Source organism: Oerskovia turbata, from assembly GCF_000718325.1.
Lineage (GTDB): Bacteria > Actinomycetota > Actinomycetes > Actinomycetales > Cellulomonadaceae > Oerskovia > Oerskovia turbata.
Window position 1 is genome coordinate 229233 of the sequence record NZ_JOFV01000006.1, and the last position, 24863, is coordinate 254095.

A 24863-nucleotide genomic window follows, 5' to 3' on the forward strand; every position below is an offset into this window, starting at 1 on the left:
CGCCGGGGCGGGCGACGCTCGTGCGCCCGCCCTGCACTCCCCCTTCCGCAGCCCGGCTCGAATCGATACGATCGCCAGCGTGCTCACCAAGATGACGGTCACCGACGACCAGCTCTCCCGCATCCTGTCCCCGCTCGGCGAGATCGCCGACTCCGCCCCCCTGGAGGGCGGCCTGTTCGCCTCGACGTTCCGGGTCGACCTCACGGACGGTCGGCGCCTCGTCGTGAAGATCACGAGCGCCGACACGTCCCGCCTCCTGCGCTACGAGCACGGGATCCTCGGCACCGAGGAGGACGTCTACCGGCGCGTCGCGGACCGTCCGGACCTCCTCATGCCGCGCGTCGTCCACAGCGACTTCAGCCGGTCCGCGCTCGACGGCGACGCCCTGGTCGTCACGTTCCTCGGCGGCGACGTGTGGAACGCTCTTCCCCCGCTCGACGACGCCGCGACCGAGGGTGTGCGGCACGACCTCGGCGCGTTCATGGCCCGCCTGCACACCGTCACGGGCGACGCGTTCGGCTACCCCGCGCCCGCGTCCGGGATGAGCGCACCGACGTGGCCCGAGGCGTTCGGCCTCATGGTCGACGCCCTGCTCGCGGACGCCGAGGACTGGGACGTCGACCTCCCCGCCGACGCCCTGCGGGCCGTGGTCGCACGCCACCACGACGCGCTCGCCGAGGTCACGGTCCCGCGCCTCGTGCACGCCGACCTGTGGCCGGGCAACCTGTTCCTGTCCGCCGAGGCATCGGCCCCCGCGGACCCAGTGGCCCCCGCGGGCCCGGCACGCTCCGCCGACGAGGAGTCGCCCCTGCGGCTGAGCGGCGTGATCGACACCGAGCGCTGCCTGTGGGCCGACCCTCTGTACGAGCTCGCGGGCGCCGACCAGCTCGGCCTCGGACCCGTCCCGCCCGCGATCGCCGCGGGGTACCGCTCGGCGGGTGGCCACCTCCCCGTCGAGGAGCCGTGGTTCGCGTCTCCCACCCCGGGTGAAATCCCGCCCGACGACGGAGCTCCCCGCGCGCGCGACGCCGTCGGGCGGGTGCGTCCCGGGGCGAGCACGCTCGGGGCCGGTGACGTACGACTGCTCCTGTACCGCGCGTACATCTCCGCGGTGCTCGTGACGGAGGTCGTCCCACGCGACTACCAGGGCGAATGGGTCCAGGGGTACCGCGACACGGCCGCAGCGAACCTCGAGGTGCTGCTGGACCAGCTCTCCCGGTGACCCCTGAGCGCAGTGTCAGAACCAGCGTGACCCCGAGGCCTCGCTGGTTCTGACACGAGCGGTCCCGATGGGGAGTAGTGCCCATCTTGTCCCTGGGTAGGGTTGAGTCACGCTAGAGTTCGGTCAAGTTCACGATCACGTCAAGTGTTCGGGCGGCCCATGCTCGGCGGCGCGACGTGACCGACCCTGGGGGGTATGCGGTGATCACGTTCGTCGTCGTCGGCATCGTCGGGCTCGCGCTCGTCCTGATCTCGATGATCCTCGGGGAGTTCATCGAGCTCGGCGACGGCGCCGTCTCGGGGACCTCGCTCGGCGTCGGGGCGATCGTGTTCGGCGCGACCGGGGCGATCGTCGTCTCGAACGACCTGCCCGTCGTGCTCGCGTACGTGGGCTCCGCGGTCCTCGCGGCCCTCGCGATCCTCCTCGTGGCCGTGCTCACGACCAAGCTCCGCGCGTCCGACGACGCCGTCCCCGTCTCGCTCGTCGGCGTCCAGGGCACCGCGACGAGCGACATCTCGCCCGCGACCGGAGAGGTCTCGCTCGACGCCGCGCACGAGCTCGAACGACGCCTCGCCTGGGCCGACGAGCCGATCCCCACGGGGGCCCGCGTCGTCGTCCTCGAGCAGTCCGGGACGCGCGTGCGCGTCCGGCGGTACTTCCCCAACGACTGACACCCGCACGACCCGCACGCACGACCCGCCACCGAAAGGAGTCGCGCCGCAGGCGCGTACCGACATGCTCGAAGATCCCAACCTCGTCGGCATCATCGCCACGATCGCCCTGGTCATCGCACTCTTCGCGATCATCACCTTCATCGCCAAGCGCATCCGTCGCGTCCCCCCGAACGAGGCCCTGATCATCGTCGGGCGCGGCGCGGGTCGCAAGGAGGCCGCGGGCACCGGCCAGCGCGTCGTCACGGGCGGCCGCACGTTCGTGTGGCCCATCCTCCAGCAGGGTTTCTCCATCTCGCTCGAGCAGCGCCAGATCGGCATCACGGTCGAGGGCGTCGACAAGAACCGCATCAAGATCGCGATCAAGGCCTCGATCAACTTCAAGGTCCGCGGTGACGAGGAGGGCGTGCGCCGCGCGGCCCAGCGCTTCCTGTCCCAGCAGGGCACCCTGACCGAGATCATCAAGGAGTCCCTCGAGGGCTCGCTGCGCTCGATCGTGGGCGACATGACGATCGAGCAGATCATCTCCGACCGCAAGGGCCTCTCGGACCGCGTCGTCGAGTCCACCAAGACGGACCTCTCGGAGCAGGGCCTGCAGGTCGACCTGCTCAACATCTCCGACATCTCGACGCCAGGCTCCGACTACCTCGCGAACCTCGGTCGCGCCGAGGCCGCTCGCGCCCGCCAGGTCGCCGAGGTCTCCGAGGCCGAGGCCCAGCGCGCGTCGGAGTTCGCCGCGATCGACGCCGCCGAGCAGATCGCCGAGCGCCAGAAGGCTCTCGACCTCAAGCGCGCCGTCATCAAGGCCGAGACCGACAAGGCCAACGCCGAGGCCGAGGCCGCGGGTCAGCTCGCCCGCGCCGAGCAGGAGCGCCTGGTCGCGGTCGAGGAGCGAGAGGCCCTCGCCGAGCAGGCCCGTGTGACGCAGGAGCGCCTCGACATCGAGATCCGCAAGCCGGCCGAGGCCGCGGCCTACGCCGAGGTCCAGCGCGCCAACGCGCAGCGCGACTCGTCGAACGCCGCGACCGAGGCCGACGCGTACAAGCGCACCACGATCGCCGAGGCCAACAAGACCGCCGCGATCCAGGACGCCGAGGCGTCCGCCGAGGCCGTCCGCCGCGCCGGTGAGGCTGAGCGTGACCGCCAGGTCGCCCTGGCCGTCGGTATCAAGGCCGAGGGTGAGGCACGGGCGTTCGCGGTCGAGGCCGAGGGACGCGCAGAGGCCGTCGCCACGGACGCCAAGGCCGAGGCGCTCAAGAAGTACGGCGAGGCGGCCCTGGTCCAGGAGCTCATCGAGCGCCTGCCGGAGATCGTCCGTGCCGCGGCAGAGCCCATCGGCAAGATCCAGGGCATGACCGTCATCTCGACCGACGGCGCGAGCGCGGTCACCAAGAACGTCGCCTCGGTGCTGGGCGAGGGCCAGCAGGTCATCAAGCAGCTCACGGGCGTCGACATCAACCAGCTCATCGCCGGGCTCGCGGGCGGGCACCTGAGCGGTCAGCCGGCGTCGAACGGTTCGGCCGCGTCGTCCAGCTGACGTCCCGCACGGCGAGGTGTCGAGGTAGAGCCGTCGTGCCGAGGTAGAGCCCTGTCGGCTCTACCTCGGCATCCACGGCTCTACCTCGACGGACGCTGGGCCTGACGCTGGGCCTGGTGCTGGGACGGGCGCCGCACGCGCAGCACCGTGTCGCGGATCGTGGTGGGCTCCCCGTCGGGGCCGGTCGTCTCGCGCGTGGGCGCGTCGTCGGTCTCGACCGTCCAGCCGTCGAGGTCGAGCTCGCCCAGGAGGTCGTCGCCCGTGTAGAAGAAGTGCTCGTCGAACTCGCGGCGGACCGTCTCGTGGTCCTCGGGGTGGTGCCCGACGACGAGCAGCCGCCCGCCCGGTGCCACGGCGTGGGCGAGGCGTGGGAAGACCTGGCGGCGCAGGTCGGCCGGCAGGTGCATGAAGTGGACCGTGACGAGGTCGAAGCGCTCGTCGCCCGGCACCCACTCGACGAGGTCGGCCTGGCGCCACTCGATGCGGTCGGCGACGCCGGCGACGACCGCGTGCGCCGCCGCCTTCCCGAGCGCCACCGGGGAGATGTCGAGCCCGACGACGTCCCACCCCCGGCGCGCGAGCCACACCGAGTCGGCGCCTTCGCCCGCGCCGACGTCGAGCGCGCGGCCCGGCGTCAGGTCAGCGGCCTGGGTCACGAGCTGCGGATTGGGGTTGCCGCTCCAGACCGACGCGGCGGAGCCGTAGCGCTCGTCCCAGAACGCCTGGTCGTGGTGGTGCTGCTGGTGGCCGTGGTCGTGGTGGTCGTGCGTCATGCGGGGCTCCTCGGGTCGGGGCGGGCCGCAGGGTCGGCCGTCCTCCCGACCATGGGCCCTCGCCCGGCCCGCGCGCAAGCGCCGTTGCCGTTCCGGCAAACGCTCACCCCATCCAGCCGAGCCACACCACGGCGTCGCGCGCGAGCAGGAACCCGACGATCCCCACGACCCATGCCGTGGTCGATGCCGCATTCTTCGTCATCCAGGCGTTGAGCCGGGCGAGCAGCGGCTCGACCAGCCGTCCGGCCAGGACGCGCCCCGCCAGGAGCACCAGCGCGGGCAGCACCATCACGAGGCAGTACCCCGCGAGGACGACCGCGGTCCCGGGCCACCCGAGGTCCGAGCGGGTGAGCATCCCGATCGCTGCGAGGTACGGCAGCATCGACGCGAGCTCGATCGCGGCGGCTGCGAGCGCCAGCCCCATGAGCGCGGTCACGGAGCCGGTGCGGGGTGTGGTCGCCACGCCCGGGTGCGTGCCGGGAACGGGGTGCGCTGCGCCGTCGGGCAGGGGTGTGAGGCCCGACGGCGCCGCTCCCGTCGCGTTCGACGCCCCCATGGCGCGGGCTCGCCACCGCAGGACGCGACCCTGACCGTTCGACGGCTCCTTCGAGCGCCGGTCGAGGCGGAAGCTGTAGGCGACGAGAGCGACCCCTCCGAGCAGCTCGATCAGCCGGGCGGGCCGTGTCTCGAAGAGCTCGCCGAACCCGTCGGCGAAGGCCCCCGCTCCGAGCGCGAGGACGACCCCGACCACGAGGTAGAACCCGGCGATCGTGCCCAGGTACACGAGCAGGCGTGCGACGCGCACCCGCCCCGGGGTCATGAGGAGCCAGACGGGGATGAGGAGGGTCCCGAAGCTCGTCGAGTCGACGAGGGCCAGGACGACGAGCGCGCCGAGAAGAGGCAGGAGTTCCATGCCGCAAGGTTCGTGCGCTGCGGCGGGCGGCGTCGTCGGGCGGACGAGTGATCCTGGGGTCGGCGGGCGCCGCGCCGTACATCGTTCGGGCGATCCCGGGCCCGGGTCGCTGTGCTGTGATGGGGGCGTGCCCGACCCCCTGCCCACGGCCGCCGACACCGAGGCCCCGACCGCACGCGCCGACGCGGCGCCGGCGACGGCGCCGGCACCAGCGACGGGACCGAGCCTTGCTTCGCACGTGCAGCGGGTCGTGCGCCGGATCGACGCGGGGTTCCGCGACGACGGTCCTGCCGGGGACCCGTACGGCGCGGCCGGGACGTTCCTCGTCGGGGTCGCTCTGCTCGCGGTCGGGGTGGTCTCGGTCTGGTCCGTGCCGGCGCTCGTGCAGCCGGCGAACCGGTGGTGGCACGTCGTGCCGCTCGCGGTCGGCTGCCTGGTCCTGCTCGTCAAGCGCCGCCGCACGGCCCTCGCCCTCGTGGGGGGCACCCTGGTGGTCGTCGCCGACTTCCTGATCGGCGGCAGCCTGAGCATCCTCCTGGTCCTGTGGGACGTGTTGTTCGCGTGCGGCCTCTACGGGAGCAGACGCCTGCGGACGGTGGTCAACGTCGTCGTGACGCTGCTCGTCGCCGTGGCCGCGGTGGCCACGGGCGAGCACTTCCGGGACGTGCAGGGCTTCGCCCTCGGCGGCATCCAGGCGGCGGCGATCATCGCGACGCCCCTGTGGTGGGCCGCGAACGTGCGCCAGAAGACCGACCTCGCCGCGCTCTCGGCCGAGCGCGCAGACCTGGAGGCGCAGCGTGCGGATCTCGAGGCGCAGCGCGCCGCCGACCTGGAGCAGATCGCCGAGCTCGGTCAGCACGAGGCCGTGCGGGCCGAGCGTGCGGCGATGGCGCGCGACCTGCACGACGTCATCGCGTCGCACCTGTCGGCCATCGCGATCCACTCGGGGGCCGCGCTCGCGTCGCCCCCCGACGCGGTGAGGGACCGGGGGGCGCTCGAGCTCGTGCGGTCGAGCAGCATCACGTCGCTCGAGGAGATGCGGGCCATGATCCTGCTGCTGCGCTCGGACCTGCCGCGCGACGGGAACCCGGTCGGCCCCGCGACCCGTGACGTGCCGCACGGCCGCGACGCACCGCACGGCACGGTGCTCGCGGGCGAGGCCGTCGCGGCTCCCGCACGCCTCGCCGGGCTCGACGACGTGATCTCGTCCGCGTGCGCCCAGGGGCTCGCGGTCGAGGTCGAGGACCCCGACGGCGCCCGCTCTGCGCATCTGCCGTCGGCCCTCGACCAGGCCGCGCACCGGATCGTGCAGGAGGCCCTGACGAACGCGGCCAAGCACGCGCCGGGGGGCCGTGTGCGGGTCGTGCTCGGGCTGGCGGAGCAGGTCCTCACGGTCGAGGTCACGAGCACCCTGACCGCGACGCGCGGGCCGTTGCCCCCGCCCCTGAGCGCCCGCACCGGTCTGCTCACGATGCGCGAACGGGCCGAGGCGCTCGGCGGCACGTTCCGTGCGGGCCCGGGTGGCGTGGGCGACGTGTGGACCGTCCGGGCCGACCTGCCGCTGCGGGGTCCGTCCCCGTCCTCTGCCACCCGCCACGATCCTGGAGCCCTCGCATGATCCGTGTCCTGCTCGCCGACGACCATGCCGCGATCCGCGCCGGCCTGCGTTTCCTGCTCGACTCCGCGCTGGACGTCGAGGTCGTGGGCGAGGCCGCCGACGGCGCCGCCGCGATCACGAACGCCCGTGCCCTGCGCCCCGAGGTCGTCCTCATGGACCTGCGCATGCCGGGTGTCGACGGCATCGAGGCCACGCGCACGATCGTGTCCGAACGGCTCGCCGAGGTCCTCGTCCTCACGACGTTCGACCTCGACGAGTACGTCGACGAGGCCTTGCGCGCGGGGGCGGCGGGGTTCCTGCTCAAGTCTGCGGAGCCCGCCGCGCTCATCGACGCGGTCCGTCGCGTCGCGGCCGGGGACGGCGTCCTCGCACCGGAGGTCACGCGCCGTCTGCTCGCCGCGTTCGCGTCCGCCCCACGGCCCGACGGCGCCGCTCACCTCCCGGGGGGAGCGGCGTCGTCGGGCACGGGGACGCCGGGCGACCCGCGACTGTCCGACCTGACGCCGCGCGAGACGGACGTGCTCGCAGCCCTGGGGCGCGGGCTGTCCAACCAGGGCATCGCCGACGAGCTCGTCATCAGCGAGGCCACCGCGAAGACGCACGTGTCGCGCGTGCTCGCCAAGCTCCAGGTCACGACCCGCATGCAGGCAGCGATCGTCGCGCGGGACACGGGGCTCGCGTGACGATCGCTGCTTCCTCGGCGGGGCCGGGCGAGGACGTGGGTCAGCCCGGCTCGACGATGTGGCCGCGCTTGATGACGAAGTCGTCGCGCATGTCCTCGAGCTCCTTGCCGCGCGTCTCCGGGATCTTGTGGAAGACGAAGAACAGCGACAGCAGCGCGAAGAACGCGTAGAACGCGTACGCGAAGCTCAGGCCGATGTCGGCCAGCACGGGGAAGGTCGTCGAGATCGCGAAGTTCGCGACCCACTGCGCCGCAGCGGCCACCGCGAGCGCGCTCGCACGGATGCGGTTGGGGAACATCTCGCCCAGCAGCACCCAGACGACCGGCCCCCACGACGCCCCGAAGAACACCACGAACGCGTTCGCCGCGACGAGCGCGACCGTGGCCCAGGCGCCGTCGAGCGACGCCGACGTCGTGCCGTCCGAGGCCGTGGTCAGGGTCGCCTGCGTGAACGCGATGGCCATCATGCCGAGCGAGACGAACATCCCGCTCGACCCCGCAAGAAGCAGGAAGCGGCGGCCGACCCGGTCGATCAGCAGGATCGCGACGATCGTCACCACGATGTTCGTGATCGACGTGATGACCGAGGTCAGCAGCGCGTCGTCCTCCGAGAACCCGACCGACCGCCACAGCGTCGTCGAGTAGTAGAAGATCACGTTGATGCCGACGAACTGCTGGAAGACCGAGAGCAGGATGCCGACCCAGACGATCGGCTTGAGACCCAGGCGCGTGCCCTTCAGGTCCTTGAGTGACGCCTTGGTGTCGGACGTGAGGGAGTTCTCGATGTCCGCGATCTTGTGGTCGACGTCCTCGACCCCCGTGAACTCCCGCAGGACCTCCGCGGCCTTCTTCGTCTCGCCCTTCGCCACCAGGTAGCGCGGCGACTCCGGGATGCGCAGAGCGAACACGCCGTAGACGACGGCAGGGACAGCCTCCGCCATGAACATCCAGCGCCACGCCTCCTGGCCCAGCCACAGGACGTTCGACGCGCCCCCCGCGGCCCCCGCCAACGCGGCGTCCGACAGGAGCGCGGCGAAGATGCCGGTCACGATCGCGAGCTGCTGCAACGACCCGAGCCGCCCACGGATGCGCGCCGGGGACACCTCCGCGATGTACGCGGGCGCGATGACCGACGCGGCACCGACGCCGAGGCCGCCCACCACGCGCCACACGATCAGGTCCACCACCGAGAACGCGAGACCTGACCCGAGCGCCGACACGAAGAACAGTGCCGCCGCGATGAGCATGACCTTGACGCGGCCGATCTTGTTCGCGACCGGGCCCGCGAACCAGGCACCCACCGCACAGCCGATGAGCGCCGACGAGACCGCGAACCCCGTGATGGCCGCGTTGAGCTCGAACTGGTCGGACAGGGCGTCGACGGCCCCGTTGATGACCGCCGTGTCGAACCCGAACAGGAAGCCACCGAGTGCGGCTGCCAGGCTGATCCCGATGACTCTCTTGTTCAGCCGATCGGCCCGGGTCTGTGCGTCCCCAGCCGCTCCCGCGTCGTTGCTGGTCATGACGACCCCCTCCGTGTCAGGTTGTCCTTCGACGATAGTGAGGAGAGGGCGTGGACGCGCGGTGAGGGACCGTGGTGAGAGTCACGGCGCTCACCGGTGCAGGGCGCCCTACGGCTCGGGGTGCAGCGCGTCGTACCTCAGGAAGCGCGGCTGCGCCCGCAGGATCAGCCACACCACGACGACGCAGGCCAGGCCGCCCGCGACCGCGGCCCACGCCTCGCCGAACCAGCTCGCCTGCGCACCGAGCACGACCTCGCCGAGCCGGGGCCCGCCCGCGACGACCACGATGAACACGCCCTGGAGGCGGCCGCGCATGTCGTCGGGTGTCGCGGTCTGCAGGATCGTCTGGCGGAAGACCGCGCTCACCGCGTCGGAGGCCCCCGCGAGGGCGAGCGCGACGCACGCCGCGACGAGCCCGCCCACGAGCACGTGGGAGGGCTCGGTCCGCCCGACGACGAGCAGCACGGCACCGAACGCCGCGATCGACAGCCCCCACGCCGTGATGGCCCACGCGATCACCAGCCCCTGCCAGCGCACGCGCGACAGCGCCCCGGAGAACACCCCGGCGAGCACCGCACCGACCGCGAAGGCCGCGCTCAGGACGCCCGTCGTGGTCTCGCCGCCGCCGATGAACAGGACGCCGACCGCGGGCAGCAGCACCCGCGGGAAGGCGAGGATCATCGCGGCGAGGTCGACGAGGAAGGTCGTGCGGACGTTGGGCCGGGTCGCGAGGTAGCGCAGGCCGTCGACCACCGAGCTGATGCCGACGACCTTGCGGCGGGGTGCTGCTCCATCCCCCGCCGGGTCGCCACTGACGTTGTCAGAACCACCGTGACCCGGGGTGCTCGCTGGTTCTGACACGTCGCTCGTGAGGACCGGCGGGATCGACGGCAGCCGCCACACCGCCCACAGTGCCGCCGCGAACAGCACCACGTCGATCGTGTACGCGACCGGGTAGCCCCACAGCGCCACGAGGAACGCCCCGAGCAGCGGGCCCACGGTCAGCGCGATGCTCCACGAGATCGTCTGGAGCGCGTTCGCGGCGGGCAGCAGGCGGGGCTCGACCAGGCGCGGGATGATCGCCGAGCGTGCGGGGTTGTTGATCGCGAACGCTGCGGACTGGAGCGCCACGAGCCCGTACAGGACCCCGACGGACCCGACGTCGAACCACGCCTGGAGCGCGAGCAGCCCCGTGACGACCCACAGCGCCCACGACGCGAGCAGCGCGACCTTGCGGCGGTCGTACGCGTCGACGAGCGCGCCCCCGTACAGGCCCAGCGCCACGAGGGGCACGAGCGCGAAGATCCCGAGCACGCCGACCGCGAGCGTCGAGCCCGTGAGCGCGTAGACCTGGAGCCCCACGGCCACGACCGTGAGCTGGGAACCGAGGTTGGAGATCCCGAGCCCCCACCACAGCCTGCGGAAGGGCGGGGAGACGCGGAGCGGGGTCGTGTCGGCAAGGATGCCGTCGAGGCGGGGCACGACCGACGAGGCTACCTCGCACCGGCCGGAAAACCGTCTCCCGGGGCGACCGTCTCAGGACCGCGAGCCTGGACGTGCGGGGTGAGCGACGCCGTCGGGCACCCGGCGCGCTGCCCTGCCGGCGCGCAGATCATGCGCCGAGCGCAGCCCTGACCTCGCCCACGAGCGCCGCCATGGCGCGCTCGGCCTCGACGGGGTCTCCCGCCGCGACGGCGCGGGCGACGGCCTCGTGCTCGTCGAGGGCCTCGGCGACGGGCGCCTGCGGCATGAGGCCCAGGTGCGTGCGCCCGGCGAGGACCTCGCCGACGACGTCGGTGAGCGCCGCGAACATCTCGTTGCCGCACGAGCGCAGGAGCAGGGCGTGCAGGCGGATGTCGAGCTGGAGGAACTCCTCGAGGCGCCCGGCCTCGCCGAGCGCGCGCATGCGCGCGGCGAGCTCGACGGCCTCGGCGCGGGCCTCGGGGGTCGCGTGCCGGGCGGCGCCGGCCGCGGCGAGGGGTTCGACGGCGCAGCGCAGCTCGGTCAGCGAGCGCAGCTGTGCGTCACGGGCGGGGCCGGCGAGGCGCCAGCGGATGATGCGGGCGTCGTAGACGTTCCAGTCCTGCTCGGGGAGGACGACGAGGCCGATGCGTCGGCCCGAGCGGACGAGGCCGAGCGCTTCGAGCTGGCGCATGGTCTCGCGGGTCACGGTGCGGGAGACGCCGAACTCGGTGCCGATGCCGTCGAGGGTCAGCGTGGCACCCGCGGGGAGGTGACCTGCGGTGATGCGCTGGCCGAGGACGTCGGTCACCGAGCTGTGGAGCACCGTCGTGGACATGGGTCGAGCGTACGGCGTCCACCATTGGTCACACCATTGTTTGCCAAAGGTGATACCAATCATGCATGCTCGAACAGCGGCCGCAGAGGTCCGCGCACGACGCAGCAGTCGACAGGCCAAGGAACCCCTCATGGACACAGACGTCAGCCCCGCCCCGACACCGGGGAGCGAGACCGAACCCGTGCACCTCGTCATCATGGGCGTCGCCGGATCGGGCAAGACCACGGTCGCGACCCTGATCGCCGAGCGCACGCACCGCCCCTACGCCGAGGCCGACGAGTTCCACCCACGGGCCAACATCGACAAGATGAGCGCGGGCACCCCGCTCACGGACGAGGACCGCTGGCCCTGGCTCCGGGCGATGCGCGACTGGCTCGACCACCAGGCCGCCGAGGGCGACTCCGCCGTCGTGACCTGCTCCGCGCTCAAGCGCACCTACCGCGACCTGCTGCGCACGGCGCACGGCCGCGTGCGGTTCGTGCACCTCACCGGGAGCCCCGAGCTCCTCGAGGAGCGCATGACGCACCGCAGCGGGCACTTCATGCCCGCATCCCTGCTGCCCTCCCAGCTCGCGACGCTCGAACCCCTCGGGGACGACGAGGACGGGACCACGCTCGACGTCGGCACCCCGCCCGAAGAGCTCGTCGACCGGATCCTCGCGACCAGCACCCTGCCCCACCCCACGATCCCCCGCTCGCCCCGCCACCTCGCGGGTGCACCCAGCACCGTCCAGGGGACCGACACCGACACCGACGCCGAGGAGCGATGATGCTCAGCCTCGCCTCGCACCCGCTCACCGCGGGCGCCCTGCGCGCAGCCACCGAGACCCCCACGACCGACGCCGGGACGACCCAGCTCATCCTCGCGGCCGTCGTCGGGATCGCGACGATCATCGTCCTGATCGTGTGGCTCAAGCTCCACCCGTTCCTGTCCCTCATGATCGGCTCGGCGGTCCTCGCGATCGTCGCGGGCATCGACTTCGTGAGCGCGTTCGTGAGCTTCTCCGCCGGACTCGGCTCGACCGTCGCCGGGGTCGGCGTCCTCATCGCCCTCGGCGCGATCATCGGCAAGATGCTCATCGACTCGGGCGGCGCCGACCAGATCGTCGACACGATCCTCGCGCGCACGCCCGTGCGACGGCTGCCGTGGGCCATGGCGCTCATCGCGTTCGTGATCGGCATCCCGCTGTTCTTCGAGGTCGGCGTCGTCCTGCTGATCCCCGTCGTGATGATGGTGGCCCGCCGCTCCAAGGTGTCCCCGATCCTCGTCGGCATCCCCGCCCTCGCGGGCCTCTCGGCGCTGCACGGCCTCGTGCCCCCGCACCCCGGCCCGCTGCTCGCGATCGACGCACTCGGCGCGAACCTCGGCCTGACGCTCGGGCTCGGCCTCCTCGTCGCGGTGCCGACCGTGATCGTGTCCGGACCGCTGCTCGCCAAGCCCCTCGCCGCGTGGGTCAGGCTGGCCCCGCCCACGACCGTCCTGGGCGTGTCCGAGCGAGACCAGGACGCCCCCCGCCCGAGCTTCGCGGTCGCCGTCACCGTGGTCCTGCTGCCCGTGATCCTCATGCTGGCCCGGACCGTCGTCGAGACGACCGGCACCCTGGACACCACCGTCGGCAAGGGGCTCGAGTTCATCGGGACGCCGCTCGTCGCGCTGCTCATCACAGCGCTCGTGTCGCTCGTCGCGTTCGGCAGCGCGATGGGCCGCACGCGCGACGAGATCAGCACGCTCGTCGACAAGTCCTTCGCCCCGATCGCGGGCATCCTGCTCATCGTCGGCGCGGGCGGCGGCTTCAAGCAGACGCTCGTCGACTCGGGCGTGGGCGACGTCATCGCGAGCGGCATCTCCGACGCGAACCTCTCGCCGCTCCTCGCGGGCTGGCTCGTCGCGGCCCTCATCCGTGTCGCGACGGGGTCAGCGACCGTCGCGACCATCACGGCCGCAGGGATCATGGCGCCCCTCGCCGTGGGCCTCGAGCCCACCCACGCGGCGCTGCTGGTCCTCGCGATCGGTGCGGGCTCGGTGTTCCTGTCCCACGTCAACGACGCCGGATTCTGGCTCATCAAGGAGTACTTCGGCATGACCGTGGGCCAGACGTTCAAGACGTGGTCCGTCATGGAGTGCGTGCTGTCCGTCGTGGCGCTGGTCGTGATCCTGCTGCTGGGCCTCGTCGTCTGACGCGCCTCCCGGGATTCCGAGGCCCGACGGCGGAGCGCGCCTCCACCGTCGGGCCTGACGATCACTGCGCCTTCACGCTCACGCCCTGCGGAGGTGGTCGGAGACGAACTGCCCCACGACCCCCAGGGTCAGGACGATCAAGGCGGGCCACATCCGCAACACCTCCAGGTCCTCCCTCAGCGTCCACCACCCGAGCGGAACGGCGATGAAGACCAACGCCACCCAGGCGAGCGCGCCGACGACTCCTCCGATGAGGATCGGGCCGGCCCTCTTCGCCCGAGGCTTCGGAACGAGCACCCGGGCGTACTCCTCCGGACTGCCGAGCTCGCGCTCGAGTGCGGCGTCGCTCGCCCCGCGGGCCTCCACGTCCCGCAGCGCAACGGCGATCACGTCATCCTCGGCGCCACGAGCTCGAAGGGCGGCGTCCAGTCTGCGCGCGTAGGTCACCTCAAGACCTCTCATCGGCGGCGGTCGCGCTCTGCGCGGGTGGACGCGTCCCGTCGTCGGCGCCCGCCCACGAGAACGTCCGCTCCTCGATCCCGACGCCGTCGCGCCAACGGTAGAACAGGCGGCGGTCCTTCGCGTATCGCCATCCCTCGCCCTTACCGTCGTCGAACACCCCGAAGGGAGGGCTGAGGCCGGGCAGGTGCTCGACGACGCTCCCGTCGAGCCTGACGAGGAACGCGCCGTCAGCACTCAGGGCGACGAGGAGGCCGGTCGCCTTGTCGTGGTGCAGTTCGCCCTTGACGCCGCCATCGTCGTCGAGCGGGAACACCTCGCAGTCCACCTTGGCCACGGGGTCGAGCCACCTCGCCTCGCCGTCCGGCGTGAGTGGCGAGGGGATCGTGAAGAAGTGGAGCTGCTTGTACTCGTACCCCTCCTCGACCGCGTCCTCCTGGTCCATGAACCCCCCGAGGAGCAGGTCGTCCACGGCCACCACGAACGTCGAGTCGTCGATGAACGTGAGAGGCCGAATGGCGCTGTCCCCGCAGCCTTCGAGGTGCGCAACACTGGCCCCCCAGTCCTCCAGGAAGTCGTTGACCGAGTACACGCACTCTGCCGAGTGCATCGTGCTGCTGGCCTCGCAGAGGAAGTGAGCAGAGCCTGGCGCGACGTGCAGCGTGCTGGCTGCCAACCAGGACCAGTTCTTCTCCTCGACCTCCCACACGCCGTCCTCGTTCGGCTCGCCGACCCTCCGCGAGTACATCTCACGGTCGGTGCGAAGGTCCCCGGTCTCGGCGTCAAAGATGTCCAACCTGTTGAAGTCCGTCTGGGCGATCAGTAAAGTCCGACCACCACGTTCCACGAACCCCACGGAATAGGAGGTGAAGGAGTGGTGCCGGAGCTTTCGTGAGAGCTCCCGCACCAGCCCCGTGACGGTGTTCACGAGTGTCGCGTTCTCGCCGAACCTCTCGGTGACGCACACCCACGGTCCGTGCACGTACAGCTGCAGCGCGAGCGGACTGTCCCTCCAGTACCCGCCTTCCCTCTCCTCCCGGATGTTCGGCAGCTCGCACACGACCTCGGCCTCCGCCCCTTGGCCGACGGTCAAGCACAGCCGCCCGTCGGCCACCACGAAGAACCCCGGGCCGTCGTCCGCCGCGGCGACCGCCCGCACCACGCTGTTCCTCAGGTCAACGGTCATCAGCGCGGTCTCCTCGGGGTCTGCGGCGGGCGGCGACGCCGGGACGCGGGCGGTGGACCGACCGATCGTCGTCGTCCACACCGCCCGGGGCGCCCTGCCGCCACCGAGTGTGCGCCGAGTATCGACGCACACCGGCGGCCAGCGCAAGGAGGACATGTCCGGCACGCGGGCTCTCGTCCGCGCCACAGGGGCCCACACCTAAGGACCGAGGCGCGCTCCGCCGTCGGGCCTCCTCGCGGGCGGACCGCTACGCGACCGTCGCCCCGAAGATCAGGCCCAGCGCGTACGTCGCGGCCGCGGCCCCGAACCCGATCGCGAGCTGGCGCAGCGCACGCTTGATCGGCGAGGCGCCCGACAGGAGCCCGACCGTCGCGCCCGTCCCGAGCAGCGCAATCCCCACGAGCGCGCTGCCGACGAGGATCGCGACCCCGCCCTGGAGGCCGAACAGGTACGGCAGCACGGGGATGAGCGCGCCCGACGCGAAGAACAGGAACGACGACACCGCGGCGCCCATCGCCGACCCGTGCGTCTCGAACTCGTCCCCCTCCACCGCGGGCGCGATGACGGTCGCGGCCGTGTACGTCGACAGGACCTCGCCAGCGTGCTTCTCGGCCTCGTCGGGCGCGAGGCCCCGCGCCCGGTAGACGAGCGCGAGCTCGTTCGCGTCGACGTCGAGGTGCGGCAGGGCCGCGGACGCCAGCGGCGAAGGCGTCGACGCGTCGAGCAGCTCGCGCTGCGAACGCACCGACACGTACTCGCCAGCCCCCATCGACAACGCCCCGGCGAGCAGGCCCGCGAGGCCCGACAGCAGCACGGTCGCGTTCGACGCGCCCGACGCCCCGATGCCGAGGATCAGCGCCAGGTTGGACACCAGGCCGTCGTTCGCACCGAACACCGCCGCACGGAACGTCCCCGACATGCGCATGCGCCCGCGCGTCGCGAGGCCGCGCACGACCTCCTCGTGGATGCGCTCGTCGGCGGCCATCGTGGCGGTCGCGTCGGCGTCGGTCTCGTACGTCGACCGGGCCTCGGCCCGCTGCGCGAGCGCGAGCACGAACACCCCGCCGAACCGGCGCGCGAACAACCCGAGGGACCGCGTGCGCCAGTCGCCGCGCAGCGGCTTGCCGACGTCGTCGCCGAGCAGCGCGAGCCAGTGGTCCTCGTGCCGCTTCTCGGCGTCGGCGAGCGCCAGCAGGATCTCCTTCTCCTCGCCGCTGCGGCGCGACGCGAGGTCGCGGTAGGTCGCGGCCTCGGCGCGCTCGTCCGCCAGGTAGCGGCGCCAGCGGCGGATGTCCTGGGGGGCCCGACGGCGGTCCGCACCTGCGTTCGCGGGCACGCCGGAGGTCGGGGTGGAGGGGGGAGTCATGCGTTCATCATGGCAAGAAAGGGCCCTGCGTGGGTTTCGGGATCCCCAACTTTTCCGCGCGGTTCTGCGGTTCCCGGGAGTTCCGACAGCCCGCGCGGGGGTGCGGCGTGGTTGGATCGGAACATGTCCGAGAACACCGAACGCACCCGTCCTGAGGTCGACGCCCCCGAGGGCCCGGCCCCCACCGAGCTCGAGGTCACCGACCTGATCGTCGGTGACGGCGCCGAGGCGCAGCCCGGCTCGACCGTCAACGTCCACTACCTGGGCGTCGAGTACGACTCCGGCGAGGAGTTCGACTCGTCCTGGAGCCGCGGCCAGTCCATCAACTTCCCGCTGCGCAGCCTCATCGCCGGCTGGCAGCAGGGCATCCCGGGGATGAAGGTCGGCGGGCGCCGCAAGCTCGTCTGCCCCCCGGAGCTCGCGTACGGCCCGGCCGGTGGTGGCCACCGCCTGTCCGGCAAGACGCTCGTCTTCGTGATCGACCTGCTCGGCGTCAGCTGACCACGGCCTGATCCTGCGGCGCCCCCGCTCCCCCGGTTCGCGGTGGGGAGCGGGGGCGCCGTGCGTGGACGGTGCCGGAGGTGTCAGAACCAGCGTGAGGTCTGGGTCACGCTCGCTCTGACATCACCCGCGGGCGCGCGAGCGGCGGTCCTCGCGGCCCGGAAAGTCGGGGACAATGGGCGCGACGGACTTCCGACTCCGATGAGCGAGGACGCACAAGTGATCACTGTCAGCACCGACGGCTCGTGCCTGGTCAACCCGGGTGGAGCGATCGGTTGGGCGTGGATCAACCACGACGGAACCTTCGACTCCGGCGGCGCAGCCTCCGGGACGAACCAGATCGCGGAGCTCATGGCTCTGCTGGAAGCGGTACGCGCCCACCCCAGCGCCGAACCGCTCCTCATCGAGTCCGACTCCCAGTACGCCATCAAGTGCGCGTCGGAGTGGCTCGAAGGATGGAAGCGCAAGGGGTGGCGGACCGCCGGCGGCAGCCCCGTGAAGAACCTCGAGCTCGTGCAGGGCATCGAGGCCGCGATCACGGCCCGCCCCGGTCCGGTGCGTTTCCGGTGGGTGCGCGGGCATGTCGGCAACCACTTCAACGAGCGGGCCGACCAGCTCGCGGGCCTCGCGGCGCAGGACTGGGCCGCGGGCCGCGGCGAGGAGCGGGCGACGCTCGCGGGGACGGACGACCTCGCGGTCGTGCCCGCCAAGCGGCCGGCTGCTGCGGGCCGTGCGGCCACCAAGGTCGGGGCGAGCGCCGCGTCCAAGGCTGCTGCGGACGCCTGGACCGAGTCGACGCTCTTCGACTGACCCTCGCGAGCCGCCGAGAACGGGTTGGAGGTCGTCACCGCGTCGGTGGCGGCCTCCACCCCGTTCTGGACGTGGCCCACCGGCCCCGGTGACGGATTGGCAGGATGTCACCCATGAGCACTCCCGCTTCCGAGGCCCTGGTCCGTGAGTTCTTCGCCGTCGTCCGCTCGGGCACGGCCCCGCACCGGGCGGGCGACTTCATGGCTCCCCGCGTGCGTGCTCACCAGGTCCAGGCCGAGGCGCCGACGACGGTCGAGCGCACACCCGAGCAGTACGCCGAGCACGTCGAGGAGATGATCGCGGCCTACGGCCCGTTCCGGCTCACGATCGACGAGGTGCTCGCTGCGGGCGACAAGGTCTACGTGCGGTGGACCCAGGAGGGGAACCATGTGGGCGAGATCGACGGCCACGCTCCGACGGGACGGCCCGTGGTCCAGGTCGCGAGCTGCGTCTACCGGGTCGAGGACGGCCGGATCGTCGAGTACTGGATGCAGATCGACCGGGCGGGGTTGGCCGTGCAGCTGACCGCCACCTGAGCCCGGCGGGGCGCCCAGGTGGCGGTGCGAGACTGGGGCGATGTCCGCGTCTGCGCTCTCCGCGCCGGCCCTCGTAGGGCCCGGGGCTGCCGATGCGCTCCCCCTCGTCGTGCGTTCCGAGCGGCCGCTCGACCTGCGTTCGACGCTCGCGAAGCTCGCGCGCGGCCCCTACGACCCCACGTTCCGCGTGGTGCCGAGCGGCCCTCAGGCCGGGACCTGGCGCACGAGCCTCTTCCCGACCGGACCTGTGACCTACCGCCTGGTGCAGGCGGGGGTGCGTGACGTCGTCGGGCAGGCGTGGGGGCCTGGGGCGGGAGAGCTCGCCGCGTCGCTCCCCGCGCTCCTCGGCGAGCCCGACGACGCAGCCTCCTTCGAGCCCCCGCCTCCCCTCGCGGACGCGCACCGCAGGCACCCCGGGCTGCGCGTCCCGGCCACCGGGCGGGTGCTCGAGGCCCTGGTGCCCGCGGTCCTGGAGCAGAAGGTGCAGGTCGTGACAGCGCATCACGCGTGGCGCTGGCTGCTCGCGCGGTACGGGACGCCCGCGCCGGGTCCCGCGCCGGACGGCATGCGCGTGGTGCCCGACGCCCGGACCTGGGCCACGATCCCTACGTGGGACTGGCACCGCGCGGGCGTCGACCCGCGGCGTGCACGGACCGTCGTCGAGTGCGCGCGCGTCGCGCGTCGGCTCGAGGAGTGCGCCGCGATGGACCCGGCCGCGGCGCAGGCGCGGTTGCAGCTCGTGCCCGGGGTCGGGGTGTGGACGGCTGCGGAGGTCGCGCAGCGGGCGCTCGGGGACGCGGACGCGGTGTCGGTCGGGGACTTCCACCTGGCCAAGGCCGTCGGGTGGGCGCTGACCGGCGAACGGACCGACGACACCGGGATGCTGGCGCTGCTCGCGCCCTACGCGCCGCACCGGTACCGCGTCGTGCGGCTGCTCGAGGTGTCGGGCCGAGGTCACGCACCCAGGCGAGGCCCGAGACTCTCGATCCAGGACCACCGAGGGAACTGACCCCCGCTCCCCGCTCCCCGCTCCCCGCCGGTGTCGAGCATGCGGTTGGCGTCCGTCTGGGGTCGATTCTCGACGCCAACCACATGCTCGGGCGACGCCAACCGCATGTTCGGCACCGGGAGGCCCCCCGCCTGGGCTCCGCGACGGCAGTTCCGCGACATGTCCTGGCCGGGAGATGACACCGCGTTGTGAACCATCCCACTGGGTCGCGCGGGCCCCTCCGTCGAGAGCACCCAGGTCATGAGGTTAGCCTTACCTCTAGCACTACCGTCCTGTGCAGCACCGACCGAGGAGCACCATGTCTCGCACCGTCTCTCGACGGCTCCGGCCCGCCGCGCTGGTCGCCGCGACCGTCGCCACCGCGTTCGCCCTGGGCGCCTGCTCCGGCGGGTCCACCGGCGACGCCTCGTCGCCCGCGGGCGACAGCACCGCGTCCGAGGGCGCCTTCCCCGTGACGATCGACAGCGCGCTCGGCGAGGCCGTCATCGAGAAGAAGCCCGAGCGCGTCGTGACGTGGGGCTGGTCGACGCAGGACGCCGTCCTCGCGCTCGGCGTCGTGCCCGTCGCGATGCCGGCCTACGCGTACGGCGGCAACGCCGACGGCGTGCTCCCCTGGGTCGCCGAGACCCTCGACGAGATGGGCGCCGAGACGCCGACGCTGCTCTCGGGCGGCGACACGAGCGAGGTGCCGTTCGAGGAGGTCGTGGCCGCGAAGCCCGACGTCATCCTGGCCCCCTACTCGGGCGTCACGCAGGAGGAGTTCGACAAGCTCTCCAAGATCGCGCCCGTCGTCGCGTACCCCGACGAGCCGTGGTCGCTGTCGTGGCAGGACCAGCTCGACGTCGTCGGCACGGCCCTGGGCCTGTCCGAGGAGGCCGACGCGCTGCTCGAGGAGACGAACGCCGGCATCGCCGCGCAGTCGGACGCCCACCCGGTCATCAAGGACAAGTCCTTCCTCTACGCGGCCGCCAACACGGCCGACCAGCTCAACGTCTACCGCGCCGGGGACCCGCGCGTGCAGGTCGTCGAGGACCTCGGCATGACGCTCTCGCCGAGCGTCGCGGAGCTCGACGCCGACCCCGAGTCCGGGACCTTCTGGTACCCGCTGAGCTACGAGAACGTCTCCAAGATCGAGACCGACGTCCTCATCATGTACTTCGCGACGCAGGCCGACGTCGACACGTTCGTGGCCGACCCGGTCATCGCCGCGATGCCCACGGTCGCCGAGGGACGCTTCGCACCGATCGTCGGCGAGTCGTTCGTCATGGCGTCGAGCGCCCCCACGGTCCTGTCGATCCCGTGGATGCTCGACCAGTACGTGCCGCAGCTCGCGGCCGCCGCCGAGAAGGTGTCGTAGTCTCGCACCACTCATGAGCACGACCCACAGCACCGACGCCGGCACGGGCCGGGCGACCTCTCGTCGCCCGGCCCGTGCTCGGCGTCTCGTCGTCGGGCTCGTGCTGCTGCTCGTCGCGCTCTCTGCGGTGTGCGCGCTGAGCCTCGCGGTCGGGGCCAACGCCCTGCCGCTGCGCGTCGTCATGGACGCCCTCACGAGCTACGACCCGACCAACCCCGACCACCTCGTGGTGATCGAGAAGCGCGTGCCGCGCACGCTCGTGGGCCTGGTCGCGGGGGCCGCGCTCGGCGCCGCAGGCACGCTCATGCAAGGCCTGACGCGCAACCCGCTCGCCGACCCGGGCCTGCTCGGCATCAGCGCGGGGGCCTCGCTCTTCGTGGTCGGCGCGATCTCGTTCCTCGGCGTCTCGCAGGTCGGCGGGTACGTGTGGTTCGCGTTCGCGGGCGCCGCGGTCGCGGCGGCCGTCGTCTACGGCGTCGCGAGCGTGGGGCGCGAGGGCGCGACCCCGGTCAAGCTCGCCCTCGCGGGGGCTGCCGTCACGGCCGCGCTCACGTCGGTCGTGACCGCGGTCCTCCTGGTCGACCGCGCCGCGCTCGACCTCATGCGCTTCTGGCAGGTCGGCTCGCTCGCCGCGCGCGGCTCGGCCGTGGTGTGGCAGGTGCTGCCGTTCGTCGTCGTGGGCCTGGTCCTGGCGCTCGCGCTCGGGCGCTCGCTCAACGGTCTGGCCCTGGGCGACGACGTCGCGCGCGGCCTGGGCCAGGACGTGACCCGCACGCGTGTGGCCGCGGGCGTCGCGATCGTCCTGCTGTGCGGGGCAGCGACCGCGGCCGTCGGACCCGTGGCGTTCGTGGGGCTCGTCGTCCCGCACGTGGCGCGCTACGTCGTCGGGCTGGACTACCGGTGGGTGCTGCCGTACGCGGCCGTAGCGGCGCCCGTGCTGCTCATCGGGTGCGACGTGATCGGACGCGTCGTGGCCCGGCCGGGCGAGCTCCAGGTGGGCGTGGTCACGGCCGTCGTGGGTGCGCCCCTGTTCATCGCGCTCGTGCGGCGCGGGAAGACGGTGTCGCTGTGAGCGCCCCGACCACCGCCCCGCACGGCCTGCCCGACGGCGCCGCTCCCCCGGGCATCGACGTCGCCCGGGCCTCGCGTCACCGCGGGCGACTGCGCGAGGCACGCCTCGTGACGGGTCTGTCGGCCGTGCTCGTGGCGCTCGCTGCCGTCGGGATGACGCTGGGCGACGCCGCCGTGCCGTTGTCCGGCATCCTCGACACGGTCCTGGGTCGCGCCGACGTCCTCACGCAGTTCGTGATCGTCGAGCTGCGTCTCCCCCGTCTCCTGACGGCCCTGGTCGTGGGGGCCGCGCTGGGCCTGTCGGGCGCGCTGTTCCAGTCGATCGTGCGCAACCCGCTCGCGAGCCCCGACATCATCGGGATCACGCAGAGCGCGAGCGCCGCGGGCGTCATCGGCGTCGTGGTGCTGGGGATCAGCGGGCTCGCGCTCACGGGGCTGGTGCTCGCCGGGTCGCTCGTCGCGGCCGTCGCGATCTACCTCCTCGCGTGGCGCGGCGGCGTCGCCGGGTACCGGCTCGTCCTCATCGGCATCGGCGTCGCGGCCCTGTGCATGAGCGTGGTCTCGTGGGTCCTCACGACGAGCGACGTCCGCGATGCGCAGGCCGCGCTCGTGTGGATCACGGGCTCGCTCGCGCGCTCCGACTGGTCGACGCTGGGCCCGCTGCTCGTCTGCTTCGCGGTGCTCGTGCCGCTCACGACCTTCCTGGCACCGCGGCTGCGCTCGCTCGAGCTGGGCGACGACGCCGCGGCCGCTCTCGGCATCCGCGTCGAGCGCTCCCGGCTCCTGCTGATCCTCGTGGCCGTGGGGCTCGCGGGCGCGGCCGTCGCGGTCGTGGGCCCGATCGCGTTCGTCGCGCTCGTCGCGGCCCCCATCGCCCGCCGCACGCTGGGCGACGGCCGGCTCGCCCTCGTGCCCGCGGCGCTCGTGGGCGCGCTGCTCGTGCTCGGCTCCGACCTCGTCGCACAGTTCGCGATCCCGGGCGTCACGCTGCCCGTCGGCGTCGTCACCGGGATCGTCGGGGCCCCCTACCTGCTGTGGCTGCTCGTGCGCACCAACCGTTCCGGACGCGGAGGCTGAGAATGACCGACCACCCCGAGACTGCCGGGGGCGCGCCCGAGGCGCGCGACGCCGTCGGGCGCACCGCCGGGACGCACACGCTCGCCGCCGACCACGTGTCGCTCGCGTACAACGAGCGCCGCGTCGTCGAGGACCTCAGCCTGACGGTCGCGGCCGGGAGGATCACGTCGATCGTCGGCTCCAACGGGTGCGGCAAGTCGACGCTGCTGCGCGGTCTCGCGCGCCTGCTCAAGCCCGTGGGCGGCGCCGTCCTGCTCGACGGCGAGGACATCCGCTCGATGCCCACCAAGCAGGTCGCGACCACGCTCGGCCTGCTGCCGCAGAGCCCCGTGGCCCCCGACGGCATCACCGTCGCTGACCTCGTGGGCCGTGGCCGCTACCCGCACCAGGGCTGGTTCCGGCGCTGGACCGCCGACGACGACGAGGCCGTGGCCGACGCGCTCGCCTCGACCGGGACGCTCGACCTGGCCGAGCGGTCTGTGGACGAGCTGTCGGGCGGGCAACGGCAGCGCGTGTGGATCGCGATGGCGCTCGCGCAGCGCACCGACCTGCTGCTGCTCGACGAGCCGACGACGTTCCTCGACATCGCGCACCAGATCGACGTGCTGGACCTGCTCGTGGACCTCAACGAGTCGCGCGGGACCACGGTCGTCATGGTGCTGCACGACCTCGACATGGCGTGCCGCTACTCCGACCGCCTCGTCGCGATGCGCGACGGCCGGGTGCACGCCGAGGGCACGCCGGGCGACGTCGTGGACGCGCAGATGGTGCGTGAGGTGTTCGGCCTGGACTCGCTCGTGGTCCCCGACCCGATCACGGGCACGCCGACCCTGGTGCCGATGGGCCGCCACCACCGCGGCTGAGCCTCCTCCGGCTGCCGAGCTGCCGACCTTCCGAGCCGCGAGAACGGGGTTGAGGCCGCTCCGCGGGCCAGAACGGCCTCAACCCCGTCCGCGACCCGGCGATCACTCCGGGAGAGCGCACACCCCGTCGACGCACACCGCGGCGTCGTCGCTGCCGACCATCGTGAACGGCGCGGCGGCCTCGGAGGCAGAGACCGTCATGAGCGTCGTACGGCGCGGGTTCGCGATCGAGTGGAAGAGGGTGTCCTGGGTGTCAGTCATGGGATCTCCTGATGTCACGTGCTGCGATGCTCGTGGGTGGTGGGATGGCTTGCCGTCTCGACGGGCGGACGGCCGCGAGGCCACCGGGACCAGCGACGCTGCGGGTTTCCGACAGTCTGGCTGATACTCGGTCGCATTCGCTACCGCTCCTGCTGTGATCTCGGTCGCATTCCACGCGGTAGGTGGAGGCGCCCCGGACCCACGGCGAGCCGGGGCGTCAGGCCACGGACTCCGCGGCGTCCGCGACGACCTGGTCGAGGACCTGAGTGAAGACCGCCGGGTCCTGCGCGCCCGAGACCCCGTACTTGCCGTTGAACACGAAGAACGGCACGCCGCTGATGCCGTAGGCGCGGGCCTGCGCGATGTCCTGCTCGACGTCGTCCTCGAACTGGCCGCTCTCGAGGGCCGTGCGGACCTCGTCGGCGTCGAGCCCGACCTCGGTCGCGAGCGCGACGAGCTCGTCGATGCGGCCGACGTGGCGCCCCTGCTCGAAGTACGCCTTGAGCAGGCGTTCCTTCATCTCGACCTGCTTGCCACGCGACTTCGCGAGGTGCAGCAGCTCGTGCGCCTTGAGGGTCTTGGTGTGCTGGAGAGCGTCGAAGTCGTACGCGAGCCCCTCCGCGGCGGCGACCGTCGTCATCTGCCCGAGCATCTGCTCGACCTGCCCTGCGGGCATGCCCTTGTGCTTGGCCAGGAAGTCGACCTCGGTCCCCTCGAAGTCGACCGGGGTGTCCGGCGCGAGCTCGAACGAGTGGTACTCGATCTCCACCTCGGGGGCGTCGTCGCGACCCGCGAACCCGGCCAGCGCCGTCTCGAAGCGGCGCTTGCCGACGTAGCACCAGGGGCACGCCACGTCGGACCAGATGTCGACCTTCACCTTTTCGCTCATGACCGTTCTCAACCGCGGCAGAGGGCCGGCGATTCCCCGCAGCGGTGTGATCCTGGCGACGG

The 24863-nt window shown here is 72.5% G+C and carries 25 protein-coding genes; 15 read left to right on the top strand and 10 right to left on the bottom strand.

The annotated features are described in order from the left end of the window. Nucleotides 1-79: 79 nt before the first annotated feature. The 3 genes from IE95_RS0108380 to IE95_RS0108390 all read left to right on the top strand — a co-directional run bounded on the left by IE95_RS0108380 (nucleotide 80) and on the right by IE95_RS0108390 (nucleotide 3430). Nucleotides 80-1222 carry a phosphotransferase family protein gene (locus tag IE95_RS0108380; RefSeq protein ID WP_051702901.1) on the top strand — a complete coding sequence of 381 codons (1143 nt, stop codon included), beginning with the start codon at nucleotides 80-82 and terminating at the stop codon, nucleotides 1220-1222. 176 nt (nucleotides 1223-1398) lie between these two features. After that, on the top strand, nucleotides 1399-1893 hold the full coding sequence (locus IE95_RS0108385) for an NfeD family protein (protein ID WP_240666359.1): 495 nt from the start codon (nucleotides 1399-1401) through the stop codon (nucleotides 1891-1893). Nucleotides 1894-1957: 64 nt separating this feature from the next. Next, the gene (locus tag IE95_RS0108390) at nucleotides 1958-3430 is read left to right on the top strand and encodes a flotillin family protein (protein WP_030151177.1); all 1473 of its coding nucleotides are present in this window, start codon (nucleotides 1958-1960) and stop codon (nucleotides 3428-3430) included. Nucleotides 3431-3510: 80 nt separating this feature from the next. Here IE95_RS0108390 and IE95_RS0108395 read toward each other — a convergent pair whose 3' ends face one another. Further along, entirely contained in the window at nucleotides 3511-4203 is a 693-nt protein-coding gene (locus IE95_RS0108395; RefSeq protein WP_051702902.1) for a class I SAM-dependent methyltransferase, read from the bottom strand. Between the two features lie 103 nt (nucleotides 4204-4306). Continuing rightward, nucleotides 4307-5116 (bottom strand): GAP family protein, encoded by an 810-nt coding sequence (locus IE95_RS0108400; RefSeq protein WP_030151179.1) that lies wholly within the window; start codon nucleotides 5114-5116, stop codon nucleotides 4307-4309. A 127-nt stretch (nucleotides 5117-5243) separates the two neighbouring features. Here IE95_RS0108400 and IE95_RS0108410 point away from each other — a divergent pair, with 127 nt between their 5' ends. Continuing rightward, a complete protein-coding gene (locus IE95_RS0108410) occupies nucleotides 5244-6734 on the top strand; it encodes a sensor histidine kinase (protein ID WP_051702903.1) in 1491 nt (496 codons plus the stop codon). Then, nucleotides 6731-7417 carry a response regulator gene (locus tag IE95_RS0108415; protein ID WP_030151181.1) on the top strand — a complete coding sequence of 229 codons (687 nt, stop codon included), beginning with the start codon at nucleotides 6731-6733 and terminating at the stop codon, nucleotides 7415-7417. The genes IE95_RS0108410 and IE95_RS0108415 overlap by 4 nt, the downstream gene beginning before the upstream one ends. Before the next feature lie 40 nt (nucleotides 7418-7457). On the opposite strand, the gene IE95_RS0108420 is transcribed toward IE95_RS0108415, so the two are convergent. From IE95_RS0108420 to IE95_RS0108430, 3 genes are all read right to left on the bottom strand, one after another. Further along, nucleotides 7458-8939, bottom strand: coding sequence for a sugar porter family MFS transporter (locus tag IE95_RS0108420; protein WP_030151182.1), 1482 nt, complete (start codon nucleotides 8937-8939; stop codon nucleotides 7458-7460). 108 nt (nucleotides 8940-9047) lie between these two features. Next, the gene (locus tag IE95_RS0108425) at nucleotides 9048-10421 is read right to left on the bottom strand and encodes an MFS transporter (protein WP_030151183.1); all 1374 of its coding nucleotides are present in this window, start codon (nucleotides 10419-10421) and stop codon (nucleotides 9048-9050) included. Nucleotides 10422-10551: 130 nt separating this feature from the next. Continuing rightward, nucleotides 10552-11238, bottom strand: a complete 687-nt coding sequence (locus IE95_RS0108430; RefSeq protein ID WP_030151184.1) for a FadR/GntR family transcriptional regulator — start codon at nucleotides 11236-11238, stop codon at nucleotides 10552-10554. Between the two features lie 130 nt (nucleotides 11239-11368). Here IE95_RS0108430 and IE95_RS0108435 point away from each other — a divergent pair, with 130 nt between their 5' ends. Together IE95_RS0108435 and IE95_RS0108440 are read left to right on the top strand one after the other, a co-directional pair. Continuing rightward, nucleotides 11369-12007, top strand: a complete 639-nt coding sequence (locus IE95_RS0108435; RefSeq protein WP_206053329.1) for a gluconokinase — start codon at nucleotides 11369-11371, stop codon at nucleotides 12005-12007. Then, entirely contained in the window at nucleotides 12004-13416 is a 1413-nt protein-coding gene (locus IE95_RS0108440; RefSeq protein WP_030151186.1) for a GntT/GntP/DsdX family permease, read from the top strand. The genes IE95_RS0108435 and IE95_RS0108440 overlap by 4 nt, the downstream gene beginning before the upstream one ends. Before the next feature lie 78 nt (nucleotides 13417-13494). On the opposite strand, the gene IE95_RS0108445 is transcribed toward IE95_RS0108440, so the two are convergent. The 3 genes from IE95_RS0108445 to IE95_RS0108455 all read right to left on the bottom strand — a co-directional run bounded on the left by IE95_RS0108445 (nucleotide 13495) and on the right by IE95_RS0108455 (nucleotide 16427). Further along, nucleotides 13495-13806, bottom strand: a complete 312-nt coding sequence (locus IE95_RS0108445) for a hypothetical protein (RefSeq protein ID WP_129429523.1) — start codon at nucleotides 13804-13806, stop codon at nucleotides 13495-13497. A gap of 58 nt (nucleotides 13807-13864) precedes the next feature. Then, nucleotides 13865-15142: a hypothetical protein gene (locus IE95_RS0108450; protein ID WP_129429524.1), complete on the bottom strand. Its 1278-nt coding sequence runs from the start codon at nucleotides 15140-15142 to the stop codon at nucleotides 13865-13867. 166 nt (nucleotides 15143-15308) lie between these two features. Then, nucleotides 15309-16427: a VIT1/CCC1 transporter family protein gene (locus IE95_RS0108455; protein WP_030151189.1), complete on the bottom strand. Its 1119-nt coding sequence runs from the start codon at nucleotides 16425-16427 to the stop codon at nucleotides 15309-15311. 123 nt (nucleotides 16428-16550) lie between these two features. On the opposite strand from IE95_RS0108455, the gene IE95_RS0108460 reads away from it, so the two are divergent. From IE95_RS0108460 to IE95_RS0108495, 8 genes are all read left to right on the top strand, one after another. Further along, nucleotides 16551-16928 (top strand): FKBP-type peptidyl-prolyl cis-trans isomerase, encoded by a 378-nt coding sequence (locus IE95_RS0108460; protein WP_030151190.1) that lies wholly within the window; start codon nucleotides 16551-16553, stop codon nucleotides 16926-16928. Nucleotides 16929-17147: 219 nt separating this feature from the next. Continuing rightward, nucleotides 17148-17738 carry a ribonuclease H family protein gene (locus tag IE95_RS0108465; protein ID WP_084689980.1) on the top strand — a complete coding sequence of 197 codons (591 nt, stop codon included), beginning with the start codon at nucleotides 17148-17150 and terminating at the stop codon, nucleotides 17736-17738. A gap of 113 nt (nucleotides 17739-17851) precedes the next feature. Continuing rightward, nucleotides 17852-18274 (top strand): ester cyclase, encoded by a 423-nt coding sequence (locus tag IE95_RS0108470; protein ID WP_030151192.1) that lies wholly within the window; start codon nucleotides 17852-17854, stop codon nucleotides 18272-18274. Nucleotides 18275-18314: 40 nt separating this feature from the next. Further along, nucleotides 18315-19283, top strand: coding sequence for a DNA-3-methyladenine glycosylase family protein (locus IE95_RS0108475; RefSeq protein ID WP_240666361.1), 969 nt, complete (start codon nucleotides 18315-18317; stop codon nucleotides 19281-19283). A 298-nt stretch (nucleotides 19284-19581) separates the two neighbouring features. Beyond that, nucleotides 19582-20640 carry an iron-siderophore ABC transporter substrate-binding protein gene (locus IE95_RS0108480; protein WP_030151194.1) on the top strand — a complete coding sequence of 353 codons (1059 nt, stop codon included), beginning with the start codon at nucleotides 19582-19584 and terminating at the stop codon, nucleotides 20638-20640. A gap of 13 nt (nucleotides 20641-20653) precedes the next feature. Then, nucleotides 20654-21712 (top strand): FecCD family ABC transporter permease, encoded by a 1059-nt coding sequence (locus tag IE95_RS0108485; protein WP_030151195.1) that lies wholly within the window; start codon nucleotides 20654-20656, stop codon nucleotides 21710-21712. Next, the gene (locus IE95_RS0108490) at nucleotides 21709-22788 is read left to right on the top strand and encodes a FecCD family ABC transporter permease (protein WP_084689981.1); all 1080 of its coding nucleotides are present in this window, start codon (nucleotides 21709-21711) and stop codon (nucleotides 22786-22788) included. The genes IE95_RS0108485 and IE95_RS0108490 overlap by 4 nt, the downstream gene beginning before the upstream one ends. Before the next feature lie 2 nt (nucleotides 22789-22790). After that, on the top strand, nucleotides 22791-23651 hold the full coding sequence (locus tag IE95_RS0108495) for an ABC transporter ATP-binding protein (protein ID WP_084689982.1): 861 nt from the start codon (nucleotides 22791-22793) through the stop codon (nucleotides 23649-23651). A gap of 102 nt (nucleotides 23652-23753) precedes the next feature. Here the strand turns inward: IE95_RS0108495 and IE95_RS20385 are convergent, their stop codons facing one another. Together IE95_RS20385 and IE95_RS0108505 are read right to left on the bottom strand one after the other, a co-directional pair. Continuing rightward, on the bottom strand, nucleotides 23754-23912 hold the full coding sequence (locus IE95_RS20385; protein ID WP_157283418.1) for a hypothetical protein: 159 nt from the start codon (nucleotides 23910-23912) through the stop codon (nucleotides 23754-23756). A 217-nt stretch (nucleotides 23913-24129) separates the two neighbouring features. Beyond that, nucleotides 24130-24801: a DsbA family oxidoreductase gene (locus IE95_RS0108505; RefSeq protein ID WP_030151198.1), complete on the bottom strand. Its 672-nt coding sequence runs from the start codon at nucleotides 24799-24801 to the stop codon at nucleotides 24130-24132. Nucleotides 24802-24863 lie beyond the last annotated feature (62 nt).